This is a genomic window from Ruegeria sp. CH11 (assembly GCF_056537105.1).
In genome coordinates this window covers 78,282-94,599 of the sequence record NZ_JBQFQX010000009.1, presented here as the reverse complement: position 1 = coordinate 94,599, position 16,318 = coordinate 78,282, and the positions used below count along the sequence as shown (strand labels likewise).

The following is a 16,318-nucleotide window of genomic DNA, read 5'->3' as shown; positions in this document are numbered from 1 at the left end:
GTTAACGCGTCTCGCCTGCCATGCGCGCCGTCGCCCGGCGAACGATCATGTGCAGCAGGATCGAGAACACCCCAAGTGTCAGCATCGCCGCAAACATCAGATCGGTCTTGGCACGCCCGTTTGCCAACAGCATCAGATAGCCCAGCCCCTGCGAGGATCCGACCCATTCGCCGATCACCGCTCCGATCGGCGCGTAGACAGCCGCCAACCGCATCCCCGAGGCCAGCGACGGCAGCGCGGCGGGGATCCGAATGTGCCACAACACCGCGCGCTTTCCAGCCTGCATCGTGCGGGCCAGATCCAGATACCCCGCCGGCGTCCGCATCAGCCCGTCGAAGAAGGATGAGGTGATGGGGAAATAGATAATCAGAACGGCCATAGCCACCTTGGACCAAAGGCCATAGCCCAGCCAAAGGGTTAACAGCGGGGCCAGCGCAAAGACCGGCAGCGCCTGCGTGAACACCAGCATCGGCTGAACCAATACTCTTGCAGCGCGGGAGTTCGCCAGTTGCAAGGCGGTGATGACCCCCAGAACCGTACCGCAGGCAAAACCGATGACGACCTCGACCGCTGTGATCCAGGTGTGCTCGGCGATCAGCCAGCGGTTCTGCCACCAGGTGTCGGCGACCAGAGCTGGTCCCGGCAGGATGAATTTGGGCAAGTCGGTCAGCGACACGATCCCTTGCCAGATCGCAACCGCGAACAGGGTAGCAGCCAGGGCTGAGAGGGCTTTCACGCGGCCTCCTCACGCAGAAGCCGCAACAATGCGCCCTGCGTTTCCAGCGTCTCAAGATCATCGACCCTGCGCGGTGCTGCGGCGTGGGGCGGTTGGCACGGGGTCAAGCCGTGCTGGGTCATCACGACAATCGACTGGCCAAGCCGGGCGGCTTCACCCGGATCATGCGTCACCAACAGGACGGTCCGACCCTGCAACGCCTCGGCGGCCAAATCCTGCATGTCTGCCCGGGTTCGCGCATCAAGAGCCGAGAACGGTTCGTCCAGCAGAACAATCGGTCGATCCTCCATCAGCGTTCGGGCCAGAGCCACGCGCTGTCGTTGTCCACCCGACAATTCCGTCGGTTTCTTCGTCATGTGATCCTGCAGCCGCATCCGTTCGATCAGGCGGTCGCGACGCGCAAGATCAGGCTTTTCCCCGCGCAACCGCGCACCCAGCGAGACGTTTTGGGCAACCGTAGCCCAGGGCAACAGCAAATCGTTCTGCGCCATATAGGCCACGCGTTCGGGCACTGCGGTGCCATCGCTTGCAGTGATGTCGCCGGTAAACTGCGCCCCTGTTTCAAGCCCGGCGATCAACCGCAGCACGGTGGTTTTTCCAACGCCCGATCCGCCCAACAAACATGTCCACTGCCCCGCCCCAAGCGTCAGGGTAAGCGGCGCAAACAAAGTCGCACCGTCAATCGTGGCCGTTCCGCTGATGGTTAGATCGGGCGCTTGCGTCACGGGGTCAGCCCCATTTGCCAGAAATTGACCTCGAGCTCGGTGGCAGTGCGAAAGGTCTGGCACAACCTCTCCCACCGGGGTGAGGCCTGAAAATCCGCCCCAATGCGCCGCGTTAGAGCCTGATCCAGCAATTCGCCCACTGCGACGCAGGCATCCTGATAATCCTGCCCCGCATAGGTGTCGATCCAGTCGCGATAGGTGTCCGAGGTCGCCTCGGGCGCCAGACGCGCGCCGATTTCGCCATAGCCCATCACGCAGGGAACAAGCGCCGCCAGAAGATCCAGCAGATCCCCGCTATACCCGGCCTCGAGGACAAAGCGGGTATAGGCGAGGTTCTCGAGCCGTTCGGGTGTTGCAAACAGTTCCTCCTGCGAAATCCCCGCGGCCTCGCAGACGCCGATATGCAGCTTCATCTCTTCGCTGATCAGCCCGTTCACGGTGCGCGACGCGGCCAGCATTTCCTCGTGCGTCTCTGACTTGACCACCGCCAGCGCCCAGGCACGAGCGAAATGGATCAGGAACACGTAGTCCTGCCGCAGATAGTGCAGGAACGCTGCGCGCGACAATGTCCCGTCCTTCAAACCTTCGACAAAGGCGTGGCGGGTGTATTCCCGCCACGGACCCGGCGACGCATCGCGCATCAGTGCGAAGGCTTTGCCATACCCGCTCATTTCGCGGTCACATCGATGGCGATATCGCTGACAGGGTTGATGCTATCGATCATGCCGCTGTTTTTGAGGAATTCCTCGTAATGCGAGTACCGACCTGCATCAAAGGCCGCCGGGCGCAGCGCAAACCGGGGCAGGGTATCGACCCAGGCACGCGCATTCAGCTCATCCTGAAGCTCGGTTGAGGTGGCGGCAAAGATCTCCCAGCTCTTTTCGGGGTTGTTGACGATGTAATGGGTCGCCTTCTCGGTCGCGGCCAGGAATCGCGCAACTTTGTCGATGTCCATGGTTTCAGGGTTGGCAACATAGATCAGCTCATCATAGGGGGGCACGCCCTCTTCCTCGATGTAGAAACAGGTTCCGGGTGCGCCTTCGATATCCATCTGGTTCAGTTCAAAGTTGCGATAGGCGCCAATGACCGCGTCCACCTGACCCGACATCAGCGACGGAGACAGCGAGAAGTTGACGTTAATCAACTCGACCTCATCCAGTTTGACATCGTACTTGCCCAGAACAGTGCCCAGAACGGCCTCTTCCACGCCCGCAACCGAAAAACCGATCTTTTTGCCCTTCAGGTCCATAGGTGACTTGATCGGCCCATCCTTGAGAACCAGCAGACAGTTCAGCGGCGTTGCAACCAGCGTGCCGACACGTTTCAGCGGCAGCCCTTCGTGGATCTGCAAGTGCAGCTGCGGCTGATAGGACACCGCCAGATCGGCCTGACCGGCTGCGACCAGACGGGGTGGAGCAGACGGGTCCGCAGGTGGGACGATTTCGACCTCAAGGCCCTGTTCGGCAAAATATCCGTTTTCCTGCGCTATGATGATCGGGCCGTGATCGGGGTTGATGAACCAGTCCAACAGTACCGTCATCTTGTCTTCGGCCCAGGCTGGCGCGGCGGCCAAAAGCGCAATCGCTGTCATCAGCTTTTTCATGTCTCGCGGTTCCTTTTTTCACGAGGTTGCGGCCGCGACGAGGACAATCTCGCCGGACCAATCCGGTTGAATGCGTTCGGCTGCGCGCCAGGCCCGCAGTCCTGTTGCACAGCACAAGGCCAGTCTTTGACCTAAGTTAGACTCTGTTTTCAGGGATTCCGGCGCGGTTCGGCGCGCGCGCGGATGTATGGCTACAGGCGCTTCATCAACGTCACGTAGCTCGACAATCATGTCGTCCGACCTCAGCTGCGACGGCGCGACAAATCGGAAATGACCGTCGGGCTCCGGTGCATCGTCAAAGCGAAAGGTCGAACTGCGGCATGTCCGGCCGTCATATTGTGTCACCTGACCCAATGGTGTGGGATCGAGCCCCAAAATCACGTTCAACGCCATCTGCGCCTGCATCGCGCCGACCACACCGACAACTGGCCCCAATACGCCTGCTGTCGCGCAGCTGGCACCGCTGTCAGGTGCATCCGGGAACACTGCGCGCAGCGAAGGTGCACCGCCGCAGAACCCGCCAACATACCCCGTCATCCCCAGCACCGAGGCACTGATCAGCGGGGTGCCGGTGGCAAGACAGGTATCCGAAAGGGTGTAGCTGGCGGCATAGCTGTCCGCACAATCCAGAACCAGATCGAACTGTTCGACCATCTCCGGCGCATTTTCGGGAGTCAAAGCGCATTCGACCGCGTCGATACGCACATCGCTGTTCAATGCGCGGCACCTTTGCGCGGCAATTTCGGCCTTGGGCTGGCCGCAATCCTGTTCAGCAAACAGGGTTTGCCGATGCAAATTAGACAGCGAAACGGTATCACCATCCATGATCGCCAGCGCACCGACGCCAGCGCCCGCCAGCAAGGGAAGCGAAGGCGCAGCCAAGCCGCCCGATCCGACCACAAGAATGCGTGCGTCCGACAGGCGTGACTGACCGTGTGGCCCAACTTCGGGCAGGGTTATCTGGCGCGCGTAGCGACTCATCGTGTGGCCTCGACCCATTGGCGGACGCGCGTTTCGGGGTCGCTGTTCAGCGTAATGTCGGTGACCGCCGAGACGATGTCGGCCCCCGCTGCCAAAACGCCGGGCGCACGTTCGACGCTCATCCCGCCGATCCCGACCAATGGGATCGCGCCGACACGGCGTTTCCATTCGGTCACGCGCGGCAGACCCTGCTGGTGCCACTTCATCTTTTTCAGGATCGTCGGATAGACCGGACCAAGCGCCACATAGTCGGGATCCATCGCCAGAACCCGCTCCAGCTCATCATCGTCATGGGTCGAAACACCCAGCTTTAGACCCGCTTTTCGGATCGACTTGAGGTCCGCATCGTCCAGATCTTCCTGTCCCAGATGAACCCAGTCGCAGCCTGCATCGATCGCCTGTTGCCAATAGTCATTGACCACCAGAACCGCACCATGTTCGCGGCACAGGTTGCGTGATTGGACGATCTGGTCTTCGACATCCTCAGCCGGTTGATCCTTGATGCGCAGCTGCACCAGTTTCACGCCCAAAGGCAGCATCCGACGCAGCCAGTCCGAGTGATCGAAAATGGGATAAAAACGATCCAGAGTCATGACAGAAACGCCTTTCCGATTACCGGTGTCGAGGGCTCGGCCATGTCGCGCGGTTCAATCGGGTCGGCCTGGTTTGCCAGTTGCCCTGCCTCGATGGCCAACGCCATCGCGCGGGCCATCTCGACCGGGTCCCCGGCGCGTGCCACGGCGGTGTTCAGTAGCACTGCGTCGTAGCCAAGTTCCATTGCCTGTGCGGCATGGCTGGGCAGACCGATCCCGGCATCGACCACCAGCGGGACATCGGGAAACTCGGCCCGCATCGCCCGCAACGCATAGGTGTTCGACAGCCCGCGGCCAGACCCGATGGGGGCCCCCCAGGGCATCAGAACCTCGCATCCCGCGTCAAGCAACCGCTCGCCCACGATCAGGTCATCGGTGGTGTAAGGGAACACCTGAAACCCGTCATCGGTTAGAATGCGCGCCGCTTCGACCAGTTGGAACACATCCGGTTGTAAGCTGTCGGTATGGCCGATGAGTTCCAGCTTGATCCATCGCGTGTCAAACACCTCGCGCGCCATATGCGCGGTGGTCACAGCCTCTTTGACCGTGTGGCACCCGGCGGTGTTGGGCAGGATCGTTACGCCCAAATCGCGGATCATTTGCCAAAAGGTCTGGCCCGCACCGGACTCGCGGCGCAAGGATACGGTTGCAACAGCGGCGCCGCTCGCCCGGAACGCCTGTTCCAGAATGGCCGGGCTGGGATATTGCGCGGTGCCGAGCATCAGCGGGTTGGGAAGTCGGAAGCCATAGAATTCTTTCATCGTCAGCCCCCCTGCATGGGTGACAGAACCTCGATCCGGTCGCCGTCGTTCAATTGGCAGGCTATGCGTAGGCTGGAGGGCACGAACTCCTCGTTCACAGCCGTAGCAACGCGGCCGGTAAGACCGCATTCGGCCAACAACTCGGCCAGCGTCGTCGCCGCAACCGTGCGCGGTTCGCCGTTAAGTATGATCTTCATCGACCAACTCCGAATGTTTGTTTTCAAGCGCCAGGTCGGCCACCCCCTGCGCAAGCGCAGGTGCCAGCAGATAGCCATGGCGATAGAGTCCATTTGCGTAGATCACCTGTCCGCGCCGCCGGATACGCGGCAGGTTGTCGGGAAAGGCCGGGCGCAGATCGACGCCAATCTCCAACACCTCGGCCTCACCAAAAGCGGGGTTCAGCGCATAGGCGGCACTGAGCATTTCCAGCATCGACCGGGCGGTGATCCGTGTCCGATCCTCGGATTCGATCATCGTCGCCCCCAGCATGTAAACACCGTCGCCCCGCGGTACGACATACAGAGGCATACGCGGATGCAGCAGCCGTACGGGGCGGGTCAGCGTCACATCGGGGCAGCGGATCACCAGCATCTCGCCCTTGACGCCGCGCAGGTCTGACAACACGTCACGCGCAGCCAGCCCGCGGCAATCGATGGTGTTGCCAAGACCGGTTGGAGCGGGCTGGCGGACGATTTCCACCCCGTGTTCACCCAGTCCTCGGCACAGATCATGCAGCGCCTTTCGCGGGTTCAGGTGCGCCTCGTTCCGGAAATACAGCCCCTTGGCGAATCCGATCAGATCAGGCTCTAAATTGGCTATTTCCGTAGATTCTGTCTCGCAAAACCCCTCGGTTCTGCGGGCAAAGCGGCGCAGATCTGGGAGGTCGCGCTTGTTGGCGACAACCAACGTGCCATGATGCAAAACTTCGGTCTTCTCGGCCCACCAGGCAATGGCCTGCTGACCGAGGCGCAGAACCGGTTCTTCGGCATTTTCGTACTCACACCACGGAGCCAACATGCCGCCCGCCCACCAGGAACATCCGTGCGCGCCGGGTAAACCCTCGGTATCATACACAGTGACCGAGGCACCACGCTGAACCAGCTCGGTGGCCACAGCCAGACCGGCAACTCCGGCGCCTATGACGGACCAGTCGCTCATGCGGACCAGACCTGATGGAAATGATGTACCGGGCCGTGACCGCTGCCGATGTCAAGCTCATCCGCCCGTCTGATGGCCCCCTGCAGATATTCATGCGCCTGCGCGACTGCCGCCAACAGGTCCAAGCCGCTGGCCAAGCCGGCCGCGATCGCCGAGGATAGTGTGCAGCCTGTGCCATGGGTGTTCCTGGTGTCGCTGCGCGGCGCTTTGAAATCGCCAATTTCACCAGAGGTGTCGATCAGCAGATCATGGCACACCGCGCCGCTTGCATGACCGCCTTTCATAAGAACAGCCTGGGCACCAAGCGCGCACAGCGCGCGTCCCTGTTCGGCCATTTCCGAAGCTGTACCCGCTGTTTGCCCCCCAAGCAGGCAAGCCGCTTCGGGCAAGTTTGGGGTCAGAACCGTTGCGCGGGGCAATAGCACGTCGCGCAGGGTCTGGATGGCATCCTGTTGCAGCAGGGCGTCACCGGATTTTGCAACCATCACCGGATCAAGCACAACAGGTCCATCAAAGCCATTCAGACTTTCCGCAACTGTCTGAATGATCTCTGGCGTCGCCAGCATACCGATCTTGGTGGCGCCGACATTCAGATCCGTCAGAACCGCATCGATCTGCGCTGCAATCACCTCTGTCGGTATTCCATGTACCGCTGTCACTGCCCGCGTGTTCTGCGCGGTCACAGCCGTGATGACACTGGCGCCAAAAACACCCAGCGCAGACATCGCCTTGAGATCGGCCTGAATACCGGCGCCGCCGCCGCTGTCGGATCCCGCAATCGTCAAGGCGATATGAGTCATCTGGTTGCTCCAACTGTTTTGGGCAACGCGGGACTGGAAAACGTTTGTGTGTCAAACACCGTTCCCTCCGCCGGAATTGCCCGGATCAGGTTCGATGGGTTAGCGCGTCCGCGCCTCTCAGCCCTTGATCTAGGCACCCCAACGGTTGCGGCGCACAATCTCAGAGGCAGGATCAGAAATCAAGAAAGAAACATGACCAGATAAAGCCAGTCTTGGTCTCGAAATAGCGCCAGATCGCGCATGCGCTTTCTGGGTATTAGCGAGGCTTTGTCTCACGTTCAGGGCTGTATTTAGCCAGATGAAGGGCGGATCCTCTGCTTCATCTGGCCAGAGATATCCTTGGGGGAAGTCGCCGCTTGCTGAAGTGGGGGCAGTGCCCCCAGCCTGCGAGGTCAATCAGCCCTTCATGCCATCCCAGAAGGATTTGACCGAGGAGAAAAAGCTTTTTGATTCCGGATGGTTATCCTCACCCAGATCTTCAAACTCTTTCAACAGCTCTTTCTGACGGCTGGTCAGATTAACCGGGGTTTCCACCGCCAGTTCTATGAACATGTCCCCGATGCCACCACCGCGCAGGGCGGGCATGCCTTTGCCACGCAGACGCATCTGACGGCCGGACTGGCTGCCTGCGGGGATCTGAATGCGCCCACGGCCACCATCAATGGTTGGAACTTCAATCGACCCACCCAGCGCGGCTTTGGCCATGCTGACCGGCACCCGGCAGTAGAGGTTCACGCTGTCGCGCTCGAACAGCTTGTGTTCCGAGACCTCAACAAAGATATAGAGATCGCCCGGAGGGCCACCGCGCATGCCAGCCTCGCCTTCGCCCGCCAGACGAATTCGGGTTCCGGTTTCGACGCCGGCGGGAATGTTCACCGACAGAGCGCGCTCTTTTTCGACACGGCCCGAACCCTGGCAGGATTTGCACGGGTTTTTGATGATCTGGCCGAGGCCCGAACAGGTCGGGCAGGTACGCTCAACGGTGAAAAATCCTTGCTGCGCGCGGACCTTACCCATGCCGGAACAGGTTGGGCAGGTTGTGGGTTCAACCCCGCCTTCGGCCCCGGTGCCCTCGCAAGACGAGCAAGCAACGGCAGTTGGGACGTTGATGGCTTTTTGTAACCCGCCAAAGGCTTCTTCCAGGGATACCCGCAGGTTATAGCGCAGATCCGATCCGCGCGCGGCGCGGCGCCCGCCGCCACCCCCGCGCTGGCCACCCATGAAATCGCCGAACAGATCGTCAAACACATCCGAGAACGCGCTTGAGAAATCACCCTGACCGCCAAAACCGCTACCGGGGCGTCCACCGCCACCCATGCCGTTTTCAAACGCGGCATGACCAAACCGGTCATATGCGGCCTTTTTGTCGGCATCGCGCAGGACGTCATAGGCTTCATTGGCCTCTTTGAACTGCGCCTCGGCATCCGGATTGTCCTTGTTGCGATCGGGATGCAGTTCCTTGGCTTTCTTGCGAAAACCCTTCTTGATCTCATCCGCCGAAGCGCCCTTGGACACGCCGAGCACTTCGTAATAGTCGCGTTTTGACATCCGTATTTCCTTATGCCTCAACGTGTTCGGGCCGGCCCGGCAACCGGACCGGCCCGAATTGGCCCGGTTACCCGTTAGTTACGCTTGTCGTCGTCCAGATCTTCGAACTCGGCGTCGACGATGTCATCTTCACCCGGCGCTTCATCCGCGGCTGCGGGCTCTTCTTCACCCTCTTCCGCTTGCGCCTTGTAGATGGCTTCGCCCAGCTTCATGGCTGCCTCGGTCACGTTCTGGATACCCGACTTGATCTTGTCGGCATTGTCCGATTCCAGCTCATCCTTGAGCGCGGCAACGGCCAGTTCGATCGCTTCGACGGTCGACGGGTCGACCTTGTCGCCATGTTCCTCGATCGATTTCTCGGTCGCGTGAACAAGGCTTTCGGCCTGGTTTTTGGCTTCTACCAGCTCTTTGCGGGCCTTGTCTGCCTCGGCGTTTTCCTCGGCATCCTTGACCATCTTTTCGATGTCGTCATCCGACAGACCGCCCGATGCCTGGATGGTGATCTTCTGCTCTTTGCCGGTGCCTTTGTCCTTGGCCGAAACCGAGACAATGCCGTTGGCGTCGATGTCAAAAGTCACCTCGATCTGAGGCATGCCGCGCGGTGCGGGCGGGATGTCTTCGAGGTTGAACTGACCCAGGATCTTGTTGTCCGCAGCCATTTCACGCTCACCCTGGAACACGCGGATGGTTACGGCGTTCTGGTTGTCTTCGGCGGTCGAGAAGACCTGAGACTTTTTCGTCGGAATGGTCGTGTTGCGGTCGATCAAACGGGTGAACACGCCACCCAGCGTCTCGATGCCCAAGCTGAGCGGGGTCACGTCCAGCAGAACCACGTCTTTGACGTCGCCCTGCAGAACACCTGCCTGAATGGCGGCGCCCATGGCAACCACTTCGTCCGGGTTCACACCTTTGTGCGGCTCTTTGCCGAAGAACTTTGTGACCTCTTCGATCACTTTCGGCATCCGGGTCATACCGCCGACCAGAACAACCTCATCCACGTCGCCAGCCGACAGGCCCGCGTCTTTCAGAGCGGCCTGGCAGGGCTTCATCGACTTTTTGATCAGGTCCGCAACCAGCGATTCCAGCTTGGCACGGGTCAGCTTCATGACCATGTGCAGCGGCTGGCCGTTCGAACCCATCGAGATGAACGGCTGGTTGATTTCGGTCTGCGAGGTCGAGCTGAGTTCGATCTTGGCTTTTTCAGCAGCTTCTTTCAGACGCTGCAGGGCCATCTTGTCCGCAGACAGATCGACACCGTGTTCCTTTTTGAACTCATCCGCCAGGTAGTTGACGATGCGCATGTCAAAGTCTTCACCACCCAGGAAGGTGTCGCCGTTGGTCGACTTAACCTCGAACAGGCCGTCGTCGATTTCCAGAATGGTCACGTCGAAGGTACCACCACCAAGGTCATAAACCGCGATGGTTTGGGTTTCTTCTTTGTCCAGACCATAGGCCAAAGCGGCCGCTGTCGGTTCGTTGATGATCCGCAGCACTTCGAGACCGGCGATTTTACCGGCGTCTTTGGTGGCCTGACGCTGCGCGTCATTGAAGTATGCCGGAACGGTAATGACCGCCTGCGTGACGTCCTCACCCAAATAGCTCTCGGCAGTTTCCTTCATCTTGCCCAGAGTGAAGGCCGAGATCTGGCTTGGGGAGTACTTTTCACCGCGGGCTTCAACCCACGCGTCGCCATTGCCGCCATCAACGATGGCGTATGGCACCATTTTCTTGTCTTTTTCGACTTCGGCATCATCCACACGACGACCAATCAGACGCTTGACGCCAAAGATCGTGTTGTCGGGGTTGGTGACCGCCTGACGTTTTGCAGGCTGACCGACCAGACGCTCATCTTCGGTGAAGGCGACGATCGAGGGCGTGGTCCGCGCCCCTTCGGCGTTTTCGATGACCTTCGGCTGCGAGCCGTCCATGATGGCCACACACGAGTTTGTGGTTCCGAGGTCAATCCCGATTACTTTTCCCATTTTTGCAATCCCTTTCTCTTCAAGGCGATGTCCCGAGGCCGGGACCCGTTATGGCATCCCTGCCCCGATCTGTTGTGCACGAATGGCTCTACACCATCGCGCGTCGAGGCGTATATAAGGGCGTGACCAGAGGCCTGCAAGCGTTCAGAAATGCAGGTTTTCAGGATTCTGAGACCTTTTTTGGCAAGGATTTGGTAAGGAATGGGGATTCCGCGATGACACGGCTGCTTTTGCGCGGTTTCGATATCCGCAAAGCCTATCTTGATGCGGATGCTCAGGCAGCTGTGATCGAGGGTCTGCGCCCGATTCTGAAATCAGCGCCCCTGTTCCATCCAACCACACCGTCGGGAAAGAAGATGTCGGTGCGCATGACCTCTGCCGGGGATTTGGGTTGGGTATCGGACAAGGCGGGGTATCGGTATCAAGCAAGACAACCAAAGGGCGGGGTCTGGCCTGCGATTCCGGGCGAGATCCTGACCATCTGGCGTGATCTGACAGGCGCTGACCGGGCGCCGGATTGCTGTTTGATCAATTATTATGGTGAAGGCACTAAAATGGGCCTGCACCAGGACAAGGATGAGGCGGATTTTTCGTGGCCTGTCGTCTCGGTCTCATTGGGCGATGACGCGTTGTTTCGCATCGGCAATACGACACGTGGTGGTAAGACCGAGTCGATCTGGCTGGGGTCTGGCGATGTGGTGGTCATGGGCGGACCCGCCCGACTGGCCTATCATGGTGTTGACCGCATCCGGTTCGGGTCCTCGCGACTGCTGCCCAAAGGTGGACGCATCAACCTGACGCTGCGGGTTGCAACCTAGCGACGGGCGCCCCAACTTTTCGACACCTGCTTGCGGGTATAGAACTCGGCCATCAGTCCGATCATGGTCAGGATAATGCCAACCCAAAGCGCATATTCCCAACTTGTGTTGCGCGGGAAATAGTTGCGGAACACAAAGCCCCGGCATTGATCGATGATGTGAAACAACGGGTTCCAGGCGAACATCGTCAACATGAAACCGCCCAACGCATTGGCAACGAACATTTTTCCGGAAAAGATCATGTTCAACCGGCGATAGACAAGGCTAAGAACCGAGGCCAGGCGCGGAAACCAGGGCTGAATCGCCAAAAACACCAACCCGACCGAGCAGCCGGTGAACCACGATAGAGCCAGCATTGCAAAAGCTCCACCTGGCTGCTGAATCACCAGCGGCGACACCGTAACGCTGTAGACGAACAGGATCACGAGGATCGAAACCAGCTGGGTGTAAAAGATCCCGAAGGCAGCTGCCACCAGCATAACAATCCGGTTCATCGGCGAATGCAGCATCATCGGGTTGTTCCCGGACCCCGCGCCAGCGATGGCACCAACCGATTTGATGTGGGTCAGAAACAGAAAAACGCCGGACAGCAGAAACAGTACAAACTCACCCCTGATCTTGGCGACGCGCGTGCCCATCAGGGAAAGAAGAAAGTAGAACACCGACACGATCAGGATGACCTGAATAATGTTGATGAAGATCGCGACCACCGCGTTGGCATGCTGCGACCGGATGTTTCGCACCACAGCATGAAAGATCAGTTCCGCGGTGGTGAAAGCCCCGCCCAGCAAGGTCTGATTTCGTTTATACTGGAACACGCGTTCGCTCTTTCCTGCTGCATCACCGTCAATCTGACACGAAATTCTTGCCGTTCCGTATCCGGCGCAGCATAAGGCCGTCAGGAATTTGGATCAACAAACCACAAGATCGGATCATTTTTGTGACCTACGACGCGCTTATCCCCGTCCTTCGACGCCTGGCCCTGCAGGCTGGCGACAAGATCATGCAGATTTACGATGCAGATGATTTTGAGGTGAAGGTCAAATCCGATGCCAGCCCGGTGACCGAAGCGGACGAAGCCGCTGACGCCCTGATTTCCGAAGGACTGCGTGCGGCTTTTCCCGATATATTGCTCGTGACCGAGGAACAGGCGGCTTCGCACTCCGAAAAGGGCGATACTTTCCTGATCGTCGATCCGCTGGACGGAACCAAGGAATTCGTCAACCGGCGCGGGGATTTTACGGTCAACATCGCGCTGGTCGAGAACGGCGTACCAACGCGTGGCGTGGTTTATGCGCCGGCGCGGGGACGTATGTTCTATACGCTGCCCGATGGCCAATCGGTCGAAGAGACCGGCGCGCTGGACAAGGACCAGACCGGAGATTTGACGTCGATATCAGTCTCTAAACCAGACAATTCCGCATTAATGATTGTCGCCTCCAAGTCGCATCGGGATCAGGCGACCGAGGATTACATCAACAAATATCAACAGCGTGACAGCAAAAGCGCCGGGTCATCGTTGAAATTCTGTCTCGTCGCCACCGGCGAAGCCGACCTGTATCCGCGCGTCGGCCGCACAATGGAATGGGACACTGCCGCCGGGCACGCGGTTCTGGCTGGTGCTGGCGGCAAGGTGGTGCGTTTTGATGACCATACGCCGCTGAAATACGGCAAGGATGGCTATGCAAATCCGTTCTTTATCGCCTACGCTCCGGGTGTTGAGTTGAAGGAAGCCTGATGTCCGTACTGATCGCCATTCCAGCCCGATACGCCTCGACCCGCTATCCGGGCAAACCGCTTGTACCGCTGACCGGGGCAACGGGAAAAACGATGACATTGATCGAACGGTCCTGGCGCGCCGCGATGTCCGTGTCCGGCGTTGATCGCGTGGTGGTCGCAACCGATGACGACCGCATCCGCGACATGTCCGAAGGGTTCGGGGCAGAGGTCGTCATGACCTCGGACACCTGCCGAAATGGCACCGAACGTTGCGCCGAAACCCACGCCGCACTGGGCGGCGGGCACGACATTGTAGTGAATCTTCAAGGCGATGCGCCGCTGACCCCGCATTGGTTTATCGAAGACCTGATCGCGGGCTTGCGCGCCGCACCTGACGCCGGTGTCGCCACGCCGGTTCTGCGTTGCGACGGTGATGCGCTAAACGGGCTGCTGAACGATCGTAAACATGGCCGCGTCGGGGGGACAACGGCGGTGTTCGGCAACGATCACAGCGCGCTTTATTTCTCGAAAGAGGTGATCCCGTTCACGGCTGAAACCTATGACAGTGCCGCTCAGACACCGGTCTTTCATCATGTTGGCGTCTATGCCTATCGGCCCGACGCCCTTGCTGCCTATCCCGATTGGACTATTGGTCCGCTGGAAACCCTGGAGGGGCTGGAGCAGCTTCGGTTCATGGAGAACGGTCGCAAGGTCTTGTGCGTCGAAGTCGAAGCCAAGGGCCGCCAGTTCTGGGAGCTGAACAACCCGCAGGATGTCGACAAGATCGAAGAGATGATGGCCGCGATGGGGCTGGAATGACCACCGTTCTTGTTACCGGAGGCGCAGGCTATATCGGCTCGCATGCCTGTAAGGCTCTGGCCCAGGCCGGGTACACGCCAGTTACCTATGACAATCTGGTCACCGGTTGGCGTGATGCGGTGAAATTCGGCCCGTTCGAACAGGGCGATTTGCGAAATCGGGCGCGGCTGGACGCGGTTTTTGCCAAATACCAGCCTGCCGCTGTGATGCATTTCGCTGCGCTCAGCCAGGTTGGCGAGGCGATGGCCGAACCCGGCAGCTATTGGTCGAACAATGTCACCGGGTCGCTGACGCTGATAGAAGCCGCCGTCGCGGCGGGGTGTTTGAACTTTGTGTTTTCCTCGACCTGCGCAACCTATGGCGAACATGACAATGTGGTGCTGGACGAGGACACACCGCAATTGCCCCTGAATGCCTATGGCGCTTCGAAACGCGCCATCGAGGACATTTTGCGCGACTTCGACGCGGCGCATGGGTTGAAGCACGTGATCTTCCGATATTTCAACGTTGCCGGAGCCGACCCCGACAGCGAAGTGGGTGAGTTTCACCAGCCCGAGACCCATCTTGTGCCGCTGATGCTGGACGCAATCGACGGCAAACGCGACGGGCTGACGGTTTTCGGCACCGACTACGACACGCCCGATGGCACCTGCATTCGCGACTATGTCCATGTCTGCGATCTGGTGGACGCGCATCTCCTCGGCCTGAACTGGCTGGAACAAGACAAGGGTAGCCGCGTGTTCAACCTTGGCACCGGCTCGGGATTTTCGGTGATGGAGGTCATCGAGAAGTCGCGCACCGTAACCAACCGGGCGGTTCCCTACGACATCGGGCCACGCCGGGCGGGGGATTGCACCCGTCTGGTGTCCGGGTCCACCCGGGCCGGGCGCGAGCTGGGTTGGGCGCCGGAAAAGTCAACGTTAGAGACTATGATCGCCGATGCCTGGCGCTGGCATCAATCCGGCGGGTATCAGAAGTGATCGCGCGGTGACGCCGCCCAGTCAAAGCCCGCCGCCACTGGGTTTGACGCAGAAATACAAGCTGCGCCTCAAGCGTAAACGGCTGCTGTGGCGATCTTTCCGCAGCCGCCGCCGACTTACGTGTCTGCACGACCGCACCGATCAGATCACCACCGACGCCATTCTTGCCTTTTCGACGATGCGGAACGAAATAACCCGATTGCCGTGGTTCTTTCGCCATTACCGGCGCTTGGGCGTGTCGCATTTTCTGATCGTCGATAATGACAGCGACGACGGAACAGCCCAGTATCTGCAAGACCAACCGGATGTGTCTCTGTGGCAAACCGGAGCCAGCTATCGTGCAGCACGCTTTGGACTGGATTGGATAACCTGGCTGCAAATGCGCTATGGAAGCGGGCACTGGACCTTGATGGTCGATGCAGATGAACTGTTGATCTACGCCGATCACGAAAGCCGATCACTCACCGATCTGACGCGAAAGCTGGACGCGTACGGGCAGCAGGCATTTGGTGCGCTGATGCTGGATATGTATCCGAAGGGTCCGCTGGGGTCTCAATCCTACGATCCAGAAACAGACCCGACGGAACTGTGTTGCTGGTTCGACAGCGGACCATACCGCGCGCAAAGGCAGCAGCCTTTAGGCAACCTCTGGGTGCAGGGCGGCGTGCGGGAGCGGGTCTTTTTCCAGGACAGCCCGGTCCGCTCGCCAACTCTGAACAAAATCCCGCTTGCGCGGTGGTCAGCTGGCTTTGCTTATGTGAATTCGTGCCATTCAGCGCTGCCTCGTCACCTGAACTATTGTTATGACGGACCTGGGGGCAGCGCGCTGTCAGGCGTGTTACTGCACACAAAGTTCCTGCCCGAAGTCACCGAAAAATCCCGCGTCGAAAAGACACGAAGACAGCATTTTCACGACCCCGAAAGGTTCCGGTCATATTACGACGGCATCATAGACGCGCCCGATCTTTGGACGCCTAACTCGGTTCGGTTCGAAGGCTGGGCGCAACTGGTCGAATTGGGCCTGATGCAAGCGGGTGACGTTGACTCTGTCTGATGCCAAAGCGCCGCAGGGGGGAAGTATACCGGATTTAAACC

General features: G+C 59.5%; 18 protein-coding genes and 1 riboswitch. Of the genes, 5 read left to right on the top strand and 13 right to left on the bottom strand.

Annotated elements, in window-relative coordinates; genetic code table 11:
• Position 1: 1 nt before the first annotated feature.
• The 12 genes from ACR0LX_RS14935 to dnaK form a co-directional block, all read right to left on the bottom strand.
• Positions 2 to 736 carry an ABC transporter permease gene (locus tag ACR0LX_RS14935; protein ID WP_480784394.1) on the bottom strand — a complete coding sequence of 245 codons (735 nt, stop codon included), beginning with the start codon at positions 734 to 736 and terminating at the stop codon, positions 2 to 4.
• Positions 733 to 1,461, bottom strand: coding sequence for an ABC transporter ATP-binding protein (locus ACR0LX_RS14930; protein ID WP_480784393.1), 729 nt, complete (start codon positions 1,459 to 1,461; stop codon positions 733 to 735). Before ACR0LX_RS14930 ends, ACR0LX_RS14935 begins: the two co-directional genes overlap by 4 nt.
• On the bottom strand, positions 1,458 to 2,132 hold the full coding sequence (tenA, locus tag ACR0LX_RS14925; protein ID WP_480784392.1) for a thiaminase II: 675 nt from the start codon (positions 2,130 to 2,132) through the stop codon (positions 1,458 to 1,460). Before tenA ends, ACR0LX_RS14930 begins: the two co-directional genes overlap by 4 nt.
• On the bottom strand, positions 2,129 to 3,064 hold the full coding sequence (locus ACR0LX_RS14920; protein WP_480784391.1) for an ABC transporter substrate-binding protein: 936 nt from the start codon (positions 3,062 to 3,064) through the stop codon (positions 2,129 to 2,131). The genes tenA and ACR0LX_RS14920 overlap by 4 nt, the downstream gene beginning before the upstream one ends.
• An 18-nt stretch (positions 3,065 to 3,082) precedes the next feature.
• Entirely contained in the window at positions 3,083 to 4,045 is a 963-nt protein-coding gene (locus ACR0LX_RS14915) for a HesA/MoeB/ThiF family protein (RefSeq protein WP_480784390.1), read from the bottom strand.
• Positions 4,042 to 4,638: a thiamine phosphate synthase gene (locus ACR0LX_RS14910; protein ID WP_480784389.1), complete on the bottom strand. Its 597-nt coding sequence runs from the start codon at positions 4,636 to 4,638 to the stop codon at positions 4,042 to 4,044. The genes ACR0LX_RS14915 and ACR0LX_RS14910 overlap by 4 nt, the downstream gene beginning before the upstream one ends.
• Positions 4,635 to 5,399: a thiazole synthase gene (locus tag ACR0LX_RS14905; protein WP_480784388.1), complete on the bottom strand. Its 765-nt coding sequence runs from the start codon at positions 5,397 to 5,399 to the stop codon at positions 4,635 to 4,637. The genes ACR0LX_RS14910 and ACR0LX_RS14905 overlap by 4 nt, the downstream gene beginning before the upstream one ends.
• 2 nt (positions 5,400 to 5,401) lie before the next feature.
• A complete protein-coding gene (gene thiS, locus ACR0LX_RS14900) occupies positions 5,402 to 5,596 on the bottom strand; it encodes a sulfur carrier protein ThiS (protein WP_480784387.1) in 195 nt (64 codons plus the stop codon).
• Positions 5,580 to 6,557 carry an FAD-dependent oxidoreductase gene (locus ACR0LX_RS14895; protein WP_480784386.1) on the bottom strand — a complete coding sequence of 326 codons (978 nt, stop codon included), beginning with the start codon at positions 6,555 to 6,557 and terminating at the stop codon, positions 5,580 to 5,582. The genes thiS and ACR0LX_RS14895 overlap by 17 nt, the downstream gene beginning before the upstream one ends.
• Positions 6,554 to 7,357, bottom strand: coding sequence for a bifunctional hydroxymethylpyrimidine kinase/phosphomethylpyrimidine kinase (gene thiD / locus ACR0LX_RS14890; protein WP_480784385.1), 804 nt, complete (start codon positions 7,355 to 7,357; stop codon positions 6,554 to 6,556). Before thiD ends, ACR0LX_RS14895 begins: the two co-directional genes overlap by 4 nt.
• A gap of 45 nt (positions 7,358 to 7,402) precedes the next feature.
• A riboswitch (TPP riboswitch) is annotated at positions 7,403 to 7,508 on the bottom strand.
• 245 nt (positions 7,509 to 7,753) lie between these two features.
• Positions 7,754 to 8,905, bottom strand: a complete 1,152-nt coding sequence (dnaJ, locus tag ACR0LX_RS14885) for a molecular chaperone DnaJ (RefSeq protein WP_480784384.1) — start codon at positions 8,903 to 8,905, stop codon at positions 7,754 to 7,756.
• A 74-nt stretch (positions 8,906 to 8,979) separates the two neighbouring features.
• Entirely contained in the window at positions 8,980 to 10,887 is a 1,908-nt protein-coding gene (gene dnaK, locus ACR0LX_RS14880) for a molecular chaperone DnaK (protein ID WP_480784383.1), read from the bottom strand.
• 215 nt (positions 10,888 to 11,102) lie between these two features.
• Between dnaK and ACR0LX_RS14875 the strand changes: the two genes are divergently transcribed.
• Complete coding sequence (locus ACR0LX_RS14875; protein WP_480784382.1) at positions 11,103 to 11,705, top strand: alpha-ketoglutarate-dependent dioxygenase AlkB family protein; 603 nt, start codon at positions 11,103 to 11,105, stop codon at positions 11,703 to 11,705.
• On the opposite strand, the gene ACR0LX_RS14870 is transcribed toward ACR0LX_RS14875, so the two are convergent.
• Positions 11,702 to 12,523 carry an ABC transporter permease gene (locus tag ACR0LX_RS14870; protein ID WP_480784381.1) on the bottom strand — a complete coding sequence of 274 codons (822 nt, stop codon included), beginning with the start codon at positions 12,521 to 12,523 and terminating at the stop codon, positions 11,702 to 11,704. The genes ACR0LX_RS14875 and ACR0LX_RS14870 overlap by 4 nt on opposite strands.
• Positions 12,524 to 12,645: 122 nt before the next feature.
• Between ACR0LX_RS14870 and cysQ the strand changes: the two genes are divergently transcribed.
• From cysQ to ACR0LX_RS14850, 4 genes are read left to right on the top strand one after another with little or no spacing between them, the layout of a single operon-like run.
• Positions 12,646 to 13,443 (top strand): 3'(2'),5'-bisphosphate nucleotidase CysQ, encoded by a 798-nt coding sequence (gene cysQ, locus ACR0LX_RS14865; RefSeq protein ID WP_480784380.1) that lies wholly within the window; start codon positions 12,646 to 12,648, stop codon positions 13,441 to 13,443.
• Positions 13,443 to 14,243 (top strand): 3-deoxy-manno-octulosonate cytidylyltransferase family protein, encoded by an 801-nt coding sequence (locus tag ACR0LX_RS14860; protein WP_480784379.1) that lies wholly within the window; start codon positions 13,443 to 13,445, stop codon positions 14,241 to 14,243. The genes cysQ and ACR0LX_RS14860 overlap by 1 nt, the downstream gene beginning before the upstream one ends.
• On the top strand, positions 14,240 to 15,223 hold the full coding sequence (gene galE / locus ACR0LX_RS14855) for a UDP-glucose 4-epimerase GalE (RefSeq protein WP_480784378.1): 984 nt from the start codon (positions 14,240 to 14,242) through the stop codon (positions 15,221 to 15,223). The genes ACR0LX_RS14860 and galE overlap by 4 nt, the downstream gene beginning before the upstream one ends.
• The gene (locus ACR0LX_RS14850) at positions 15,183 to 16,277 is read left to right on the top strand and encodes a glycosyltransferase family 2 protein (protein ID WP_480784377.1); all 1,095 of its coding nucleotides are present in this window, start codon (positions 15,183 to 15,185) and stop codon (positions 16,275 to 16,277) included. Before galE ends, ACR0LX_RS14850 begins: the two co-directional genes overlap by 41 nt.
• Positions 16,278 to 16,318: the final 41 nt, after the last annotated feature.